Below are 8,919 nucleotides of genomic sequence, written 5' to 3' on the forward strand. Positions count from 1 at the left end.
ATGGATCCAGGCCGAGCGGAATATGGATACCAGCATCAAGAATGACGAAATGCACAGCGTCGGCGGCGAGCGTAGCCATTACGTGAAGAAAAATGAGCTGCATCGCGTGGAGGCGAATCAGATCCAGGCGGTGAAAGGCGGGACTGAGATCCTGACGGGGAAAGGCAAGCTGGACGCGGCGGTGGAGCAGTACGTTATTGCTTCCGGAACAAAGCTGAGGCTGGTCTCCGGTGAAAGCGCCATTGAGCTTAACGCGAACGGCAAAATTAGCCTGATCGGCAAAGAGTTTAACTTCTTTGTGGAAGGGGATGGCCATATTACGACGGGCGGTAAGCTACACCTGAATACCTCTGGCACAAAACCGGGTACCACGGCACCGGGCGCGGGACACAAAGGAGACATTGATGCGGCCGTTCAGGCGAAATTCACGACCAAAGGTGAGTAAAGCGGGAGCGGTGCTTGTCGCGTTATTAACGACGGGGATGGGTGGCGGAGACGTAAAAATAAACGATCTTTGGATCTTCGTTTCCAGGATGAGTGCTTCACTCAAAACGTTATCCGTTAGGAATCTGAGCGACGCGCCGCTGCCGTTTAAAATGATCAAAAACAATGAATATATTAACTTCTACAATACTGAGGATATCACTCTCGCTGACGGAACGAACATAACCGCGATTGACTTACGTTTAAGTAAAGATCGCAACGGCGCGGCACCATTTCTCAGTTTTTCGCCCTCCGGCCGGTGCATAACGCTTGATGCCGTTAAACAGCACTACCCGCATCTGGAATTAACTGACTATCCCCGAGGCCGCTCCGGGAATGAAGTGACCAGCTACACCGCGTCAAAAGACAAAAATGGAGAGAAAATAAGCTTTAGTTTCACCGTAAATAAACCTGATTGTCTGGACTCGGTTGTCATTAGCGCCGACTAAGACATCTCATTGTCATAAAAGGCCTTTTTCTCCTTCGGAGAACCGGGTAATAAAAATTCGATGAAAAATGATTAACGTGAAAATTCACACCCCAACATTTCTCGCTTTTACCGTGATATCTCTCTCTCTGAACTGCTATGAGGTGCTTGCACACGATATACCACCGGTTTTAGTTAAACAGGATTTTACTGTGCAGCTGAAAGACCAGACGGTCTCATTGGGCGAAAGATGGACAGATGACGTTGCGCGTAAATTTGAGCTGCCGGTAGAGGGCCATTTTGTCGGTGAGGTTCCTTTTGACGAAACCCACTATACATTCTACCAGCATCAAAAGACGGGGTTCGGCATTTATGTTTCCAATCTCTGGTGGGATAAAGCCGAACGCAGTATTGATGACTATATCGTGTCGCAGATTACGCTGACCGCAGGGGAGGGTAAAACGCCGCGCGGTATTCATGTGGGTTCATCTGCCGGGGAACTCAGCAGGACATATGGCAATGGTCAGATTGAAAATGATGCCGGGGAACAATGGTGTTTTTATCAATTGGGTAACAGGCTGCTCTCTTTCGAGATTAAAGACGGCAAGGTTGTGACAATAACAATGAATTACGACAATGGCGCCCGGGAGTAATTTGTGACCAGGAGATATTTGGCATGCGCATTGTTCACCGCGCTATTACTGGGCTCAGTTGCAACATCAGCCGCGCCTGAGCTATCGCAATATAATGCGCTCGATACCGTAAGCCGTATCGTGAACGACAGCGAAGTGAAAGAGACGCTCAGGAAGACGCTGGGTAGCGATTACGAGACGTTTATTAGCAACTTCGATGTCTTTGGCGAACCCCATGCCACCTCAGACGGAGGGCTGTTTGTTGAAGGCTGGCTAAAAGATCTTTATCTGGAAAATGCGTCCGCTTTGGTCGTTGAACCTGACGGCAAACTCTATACGGCCTGGGTCGTTCCTGAGTCAGACATTGTTCATTATCAGTCATCCGATCGTAGTCAGGTGGTGAATCCCGATATTCAGCAGTGGGCGACCAGATTCAAAGCGATGCATTTTGCAACGAACAGCCCGGCAAGACGCGCATTTGACGGGGTATGGACAGGCGAATCGGGAACCGACTCGACGTTAACCCTGCGGTTAGTGGAATCAGGCGACCGTATTTCCGGGTCTTATTGCTATATCTCTCAGAGAGGAAACCGCATCGATTGTCCTGCAGAGGATGAACGCAACCTAAGCGGTACGATTGCAGGCAATCGGGCGAACGTTAAGTTCGACTCCACGTTTGGCGGCGTAGATGGACAAGCAGTTCTGGAAATTAACGCAAGTAAAATGGAATGGCGTTTAGTGACGCCTCCTCAGAAAGGGAATTATTATGCGCCACTGCGTTATACGTTAAATAAAGCTGATCCCGTTCGTAACGCTGAAACCAGAAAGCTCGATACCGATAAGTTCACTATTTCTCTGGTAAATAAATGTGGGCGTTTCGAGAGTGAATGTAGCCAGATGTATTATCTCGGTGTACGTAAAAGTGATAACAGTACGATCACCTTAAAAGGAAAAACACTGCAGGATCCCACAGGTAAAGTAATCGGCTCAAGCTATAAGAATAGTGAAGTTACCTATACCGTGACCTATGCACCACTGAAACTGGTTGTCAGCAAAGGCAGCCATATTTTAGTTGAGCAGCAAGGTCACTGGCTTAAATAATAAAATAGCCAGTCAAAAGTCCAACGTATCTCTCTCAATATCAATTATCCCGGATCCCCTATGAAATACACCCTCCAGGAAGGTTCATTTTCCCTTTTTCCTGCGGCCTGGCAGGATAACAGCATGAACATTATTCGCGATGACGAAAGCGGGCTGTCCGTGGTGGTCAGCCGCGGCGCTATCCCGGATGGCAGCGATTATGAGAAAGAGTTTCACCGCCAGTGGGATGTCCTGCGACCTCAAATGGGTGAGGTCGCCCAGAGCGAATTCCGGCACGTGAAAGCCGGGCCTGACGGCAAAATCACCGGTCTGGAAGTTGAAACCCACTTTGACCATAACGGGCAGCGCCTGTGGCAAAAACAGCTGGCCGTGCAGACGCCGGGCAAACCGGTATTGATGATTTTCACTCTCTCAGCACTCAGAGCATTTACCGAAGAGGACGAGGAGCGCTGGAGCGCGCTTAAGCAGAGTCTGACACTAAACGACAACCGGAATGTGTAAGGCATGAGCGATAACAACGCGGCCCGTAAGGGCGACGAGATTATTCACTCCAGCATTTTTGCGGATATCACCAGCATTGTGGCGGAAGGTGCCGCTTATGCGGTGATCGGCGCGGCGGTGGGGGCAGCAGCTACCGTGGCGGCGCCATTGCTGGGAGCCGGTGCGGCAGCCGCAGGCGTGGCGGCGATTGGCTCCAGCTGTTTGCTCAGCGGCATCATTGGCGGCGTTCTGGCAAACGTGGCGGGGATCACAGACGATATCAGCAACGCCGCAGAGGGGTTAGGCAACGCGCTTTTCCCGCCGTCGCCTGCGGGAAAAATCACCACCGGCTCCAGCAACGTTCTGACCAATGCGCTCCCTGCCGCGCGCGCGGCAGGCACGCTGACGCCAGCAGATACCTCGTCACCTGAGCCGCAGTCACCGGGCAGCTTTGCCGATTACGCAGGCATGCTGCTTTCCGCTGCCGGACAGTTTGGCAGCGAAATGTGGCAGCCGAGCGTGGCGTCAGCCGCCGCGGGGACCTCGCCGCTGGAAGAAGACAAGGTGGCGTGCGAAAAGCACTCCGGACCGCAGTACCTGGCGGAAGGTTCAAAAAGCGTTTTCATCAACGGCCAGCCTGCGGTGCGTGCGAAAGATCGCACCACCTGTGAAGGGACCGTTTCCGATGACGTCTCCCCGAACGTGATTATTGGCGGCGACACGCTCACGGTTCGCGATATTAAAAGCGGCAAAACCCCAGGCCTGGCGCTGGGGATGATTGCGCTCTCGTTGCTGCGCGGTCGTCCGGGCAAGATTTTGAAAAACATGCCCTGCGCGCTGGCGGCTGCCGGCGGCGGGATGCTGGCCGATATGGCCGTCAATGCCGTGTTTGGCTCTTCGCACCCGGTTCACGCCGCCACCGGCGTGAAGGTGCTGAACGACGATGATGAACTCGATTTCTCGCTGCCGGGGCGCTTCCCGCTTCGCTGGCAGCGCAGCTACAACAGCCTGACCACCCGCGAAGGGCTGTTTGGCTTGGGCTGGGCTACCTCTTTTGACAGCTATCTGACGCTGGAAGAGAACAGCGCGACCTGGTTCGACGAAACCGGACGCGAGCTGAGCTTTGAACTGCCGCCTGTCGACCGGGCGTTTTACAGCATCAGCGAAGGCATTATCATCCGCCGCAATGAGAGCGGCGACGTGGCGATTGCCGACGATGACGGCGCGGTGTGGCGTCTGTACAAACCGACCCGCGTCAACCCCTCCATCCTGCGTCTGGCCTCGCTGAGCGATGAATACGGCAACGCCCTGCTGACCGAGTGGGACGAGCACGGACGTCTGGTTGGTCTTCACGATGAGCCACGGGCGATAGATGTTACCCTGCGCTATGAGGACGAACGGTTCCCGCAGCGCGTGACCGGAGCCAGCCATTTCGACGGCGACCGTACCTGGCCGCTGATGCAGTGGGGTTACGACGCACGCGGTCAGCTGTCGAGCGCGACGGATGCCTCCGGCGTCGTCACCCGCGAATACCGCTATAACGACCACGGCCTGATGGTCTGGCACCGCCTGCCGGGTGGGCTGGAGAGCGAGTACCGCTGGCAAAAATTTGACCACTGGCGCGTGGTGGAAAACCGCACCAGCACCGGCGACGGCTGCCGCTTTAGCTACGATTTGGCCGCCGGGCTGACGACCGTCGAGCACTATGATGGTCAGAAGCGTCAGCACTACTGGAATGCGCAGAGCCTGATCGTCCGCTACGTAGACGAGCGCGGTGAAAACTGGCGCTACGAGTGGGATGACAACGAACTTCTGACGCGTCGCATCGATCCGCTGGGTAACGCCGTCACCTTTGTTTATGACGAGATGGGCAACCGGGTGCAGGAGATCGACGCCGACGGTAATGCCCGCACCACCACCTGGCTGGAACATCGCGCGTTGCCGTCAGCCATCATTGAAGCCGACGGCAGCGCTACCCGGTTCTGGTACGACGAACATCACGGCCTGCAGCGCGTGGTGGACCCGATGGGGCAGACGACGCTGCTGCACCGGGACGCGTTTGGTCAGGTCGTTGAGGAGGTCGATGCCGCCGGCAACAGCCGCCACCAGGAGTACAACGAGGCGGGACAGGTGGTGCGCGCGACGGACTGCTCTGGCCGCACAACCCGCTATCGGTATTATCCGCTGGGCTGGCTGGAGAGCGAGACGGGTGCTGACGGCGAAGAGACGCGTTATCGCTACGACGCCGCAGGGCGCCCGGTGCAGCTCGATCGTCCCGAAGGCTGGACGGAGTCACTCAAATGGAACGCACGCGGCCTGCCGGTGAAGCATGCCGGCGCTGATGGTAAAGAAAGGGAGTTCAGATACGATGAGGCAGGACGCTTAACCACCACGCGTAATACGCAGGGTGAGGAAGTTCGCCGCCGCTGGGACAGTCGCGGGCGTCTGATTGCCCTTGAAAACGAAAACGGCGAAGCGTATCAGTTCCGCTGGGGGCCAGACTCGCTGCTGCTGGAAGAGGTGGGGCTGGATGGCGTGGCCTCGCAATATCGCTATGACGCCTGCGGACGCACGATTTCGCGCACCTTTGCCGCCGGGCATCCGGAGGCCATCACCCACGCCTTCGCCTGGAGCGCGAGTGGCCAGCTGGTCGCCCGCACCACGCCGGAAGGACAGACCCGCTACCACTACACTCCGTCCGGGCTGTTAAGCCGGATTGGGCTGCATCCTGCGCTTGCAGCCGACGCGTGGAGCACCGAGGCAGAGCAGGAGCTCGTCTTTGAATATGACGCGCTCGGTCGCGTGACGCGCGAAGCGGGCGAGCACGGTGAGCTGGCGTGGGAGTATGACGCGCTGGGCAACCGCACCTCCGTCACGCTGCCCGATGGCCGCGAGCTGAAGCAGTTCTACTACGGCAGCGGGCATTTGCTCAGCATTGCTCTCGATAAGCTGTCGGTCTCGGATTTTACCCGCGACGAACTCCACCGTGAGACCAGCCGCACCCAGGGGCTGTTGACCACCCGCAGCGAGTACGACCGCCTCGGCCGACTGCACCGCCGGGACGTCTTTACCGGCAATGCGCAACGCCCGTCGCCGCGCCGCTGGTCCCGCCGCTGGGATTACGACTACCGTAATAACCTGGTGCGCGAAGAGCGGGACGATAACCCGTTCAGCTGGTACCGCTGGCAGTACGACAGCGCCGGGCGCCTGCTGGTTCAGGACGGCACGCTGCCCGGTCAGGAGCAGTGGCGCTGGGATGCGGCTGGTAACCCGTTAGAGGGCGCTGGAGAGAAGATTGCCCATAACCGGGTCACGCAACTGAACGGTATTCGCTGGCGCTATGACATCCACGGCCGCACCGTGGAGAAGGATAATGGCCAGATCCGCTGGCACTACCGGTACGACGGCGAACACCGCCTGACGGAGGTTATCAGCCAGCCGCGGGATCGCAACAGGCCGCAGACGCAGGTCAGCTTCCGCTACGACCCGCTCGGACGCCGCATCATCAAAACGCGCCAGCAGATGCTGGGCGGTCAGCCAACCGGCAAGCCGGTGACCACCCGGTTTGTCTGGGAAGGGTTCCGCCTGCTGCAGGAGCTGCGCGGAGACGTACCGCTGACCTACGTCTACAGCGACCAGGACAGCTACGACCCGCTGGCGCGTATTGACGGCGTGGAAGCGCCGGAGATCTTCTGGTTCCACTGCCAGCCCAACGGCACGCCGGAGCGGATGACGGATAGCGAAGGGCAGGTGCGCTGGGAAGGGGTGAACAGCGCCTGGGGCAAGCTGCTGCGGGAAAGCGAAACGCAGTTATCAGGATATTCCCAGAACCTGCGGATGCAGGGGCAATACCTGGACCGTGAGACAGGGCTGCACTACAATCTGTTCCGGTATTACGACCCGGACTGCGGACGGTTTACGCAGCAGGACCCGATAGGGCTGGCGGGGGGGATAAACCTTTACCAGTATGCGCCGAATGCGCTGAAATATATTGATCCTCTTGGCTTATCATCAACGACTTTCTATCATGCTGGTGATATTCGGGGCGAGATTAATCCTTCTATGGGGAGGCATGGATTAGATTTTAATCCTTCTAATCAAGGTGGTTTTTACGTAACTACTGATAAATCACAGGCTATTAAATGGGCAGAGCTGAGAGGACATCCAACTATAACGCAATTTGATATACCGAATTCAGAACTCGATAAACTAAATATAAAAGTATTTGAGTCTGCTGATAATGAATGGGCTAAATTTGTAACTCAGGGTAGAGCCAACACACTTGCACATAGTTATGATGCTGTAAGTGGACCAATGTTAGCAAACCCAGGTGCTGTAAAAAAAGGAGGAAAGGCTAAGCCCATAGGTTCACAGCTTGCTATTTTCTCAAATAAAGCAGCAGCCGTGTTTGATCGTTATAAAGTAAAAAAAAGGTGTAAAGGTCAATGAATATTATCGATGGTATCCAATTCAGTAATTCTAATGAAAGTGTTATTTTTAATTACTATAGTTGGGTTGAGTTGATTAAAGCGATTATTGTTAAATATGCGAATAAAACAGAGAGTGAGGCTGAACGTATAGTATTAGCCTCTCCACTGGTTCGTATTAAGGAAAATGATTACATGTCTGTCGCTTTGCGCAGTCATGAAAGTGAGTATCATTGGGCAATGTTAATTGCTTATGGTGATCAATATTGGACAAAGGGAGTTTCTCCAGATGAACCTGACGGATACTTTGAGTGGGAAAAAGAATACAGGAAAAAATATAATCTGGCAGAAGATAACTTTATTTTTAGTGATTAAGTTAAATAAAATAATTTAAGAAGTAATATCTTGTCAGTTTTATTGTATGTTATGGCATTATTATGTTGAGGCATATAGTAATATCTCGTAGTGATCCCTTTTTAAGACTTAAAGCTCCGCTAAGAATTATAATGTAATCATATGCTATAAGTGGATTCGTCTCTGTAAAACCAACGGAAGATTTAAGTATTACTTGCGATAAGACAAACTGAGAGGCAAAGGATGAGAACAGTTTACGAAGTTATTTTAGCCCTATATAAAACCACTCGAAGAAATCGACGAAGCGATACCTGCTCATGTGGAGTGGCTTAAAAAGGGGGACGCAGAGGGGATTTTCCTGACATCCGGTAGAGGGATCCCAAGAAACGGTAGTGTCATTCTCGCTAAATGCGAGAGTCTTGCTTCTCTTGAAGAGCTCTTACGCGAGGACCCTTTTCAGAGGTTAAAGCTTGCGACTGTTGAGATCATTCCCTTTGAACCCAGTATGAAGACAGAACTCTTAGACAATGTGTTTTGACCCCGCAATAAAAAAAACACGCCAGGGCGTGGTTTTTTTCATTCAAGACGACTCAGACGTTGAACAGGAAGTTCATCACGTCGCCATCTTTAACGATGTAATCTTTATCGACGGGACATCTTTACCGGCAATGCCCAACGCCCGTCGCCGCGCCGCTGGTCCCGCCGCTGGGATTACGACTACCGTAATAACCTGGTGCGGGAAGTACGGAACGGTAACCCGTTTAACTGGTACCGCTGGCAGTACGACAGAGCCGGGCGCCTGCTCGTTAAGTACGGCATGCTGCCCGGTCAAGAGCAGTGGCGCTGGGATGCGGCTGGTAACCCGTTAGAGGGCGCTGGAGAGAAGATTGCCCATAACCGGGTCACGCAACTGAACGGTATTCGCTGGCGCTATGACATCCACGGCCGTACCGTAGAGAAGGATAACGGCCAGATCCGGCACTACCGGTACGATGGCGAACACCGCCTGGGGCAA

7 protein-coding genes and 2 pseudogenes are annotated in these 8,919 nt (G+C 54.2%); all 9 read left to right on the top strand.

Features of this window, described 5'->3' with window-relative positions:
* A partial coding sequence (locus EKN83_RS22765) for a bacteriophage T4 gp5 trimerisation domain-containing protein (RefSeq protein WP_409513612.1) occupies window positions 1-445 on the top strand: 445 nt, incomplete at its 5' end.
* Window positions 438-932 (top strand): hypothetical protein, encoded by a 495-nt coding sequence (locus EKN83_RS22770; protein ID WP_260591349.1) that lies wholly within the window; start codon window positions 438-440, stop codon window positions 930-932. The genes EKN83_RS22765 and EKN83_RS22770, both read left to right, overlap by 8 nt.
* Window positions 933-1,122: 190 nt before the next feature.
* On the top strand, window positions 1,123-1,563 hold the full coding sequence (locus EKN83_RS22775) for a hypothetical protein (protein ID WP_260591350.1): 441 nt from the start codon (window positions 1,123-1,125) through the stop codon (window positions 1,561-1,563).
* A gap of 18 nt (window positions 1,564-1,581) precedes the next feature.
* Window positions 1,582-2,643 carry a hypothetical protein gene (locus EKN83_RS22780; RefSeq protein WP_224752846.1) on the top strand — a complete coding sequence of 354 codons (1,062 nt, stop codon included), beginning with the start codon at window positions 1,582-1,584 and terminating at the stop codon, window positions 2,641-2,643.
* A gap of 60 nt (window positions 2,644-2,703) precedes the next feature.
* On the top strand, window positions 2,704-3,144 hold the full coding sequence (locus EKN83_RS22785) for a DcrB-related protein (RefSeq protein ID WP_025760310.1): 441 nt from the start codon (window positions 2,704-2,706) through the stop codon (window positions 3,142-3,144).
* A 3-nt stretch (window positions 3,145-3,147) separates the two neighbouring features.
* Entirely contained in the window at window positions 3,148-7,572 is a 4,425-nt protein-coding gene (locus EKN83_RS22790) for an RHS repeat-associated core domain-containing protein (protein WP_126801752.1), read from the top strand.
* Window positions 7,569-7,925, top strand: a complete 357-nt coding sequence (locus EKN83_RS22795) for a hypothetical protein (protein ID WP_126801753.1) — start codon at window positions 7,569-7,571, stop codon at window positions 7,923-7,925. Before EKN83_RS22790 ends, EKN83_RS22795 begins: the two co-directional genes overlap by 4 nt.
* A gap of 222 nt (window positions 7,926-8,147) precedes the next feature.
* Window positions 8,148-8,442 (top strand): annotated as a pseudogene (locus tag EKN83_RS22800) (YciI family protein).
* 102 nt (window positions 8,443-8,544) lie between these two features.
* Window positions 8,545-8,919: pseudogene (locus EKN83_RS22810) on the top strand (RHS repeat protein); the annotation flags it as partial.

Source organism: Enterobacter sp. WCHEn090032 (assembly GCF_003986875.1).
Taxonomy (GTDB): domain Bacteria; phylum Pseudomonadota; class Gammaproteobacteria; order Enterobacterales; family Enterobacteriaceae; genus Enterobacter; species Enterobacter sichuanensis.

Excerpts from the sequence above, each read along its gene's own strand:
- EKN83_RS22785 (WP_025760310.1), top strand. The coding sequence starts at position 2,704 with ATGAAATACACCCTCCAGGAAGGTTCATTTTCCCTTTTTCCTGCGGCC.
- EKN83_RS22790 (WP_126801752.1), top strand. The coding sequence starts at position 3,148 with ATGAGCGATAACAACGCGGCCCGTAAGGGCGACGAGATTATTCACTCC.
- EKN83_RS22795 (WP_126801753.1), top strand. The coding sequence starts at position 7,569 with ATGAATATTATCGATGGTATCCAATTCAGTAATTCTAATGAAAGTGTT.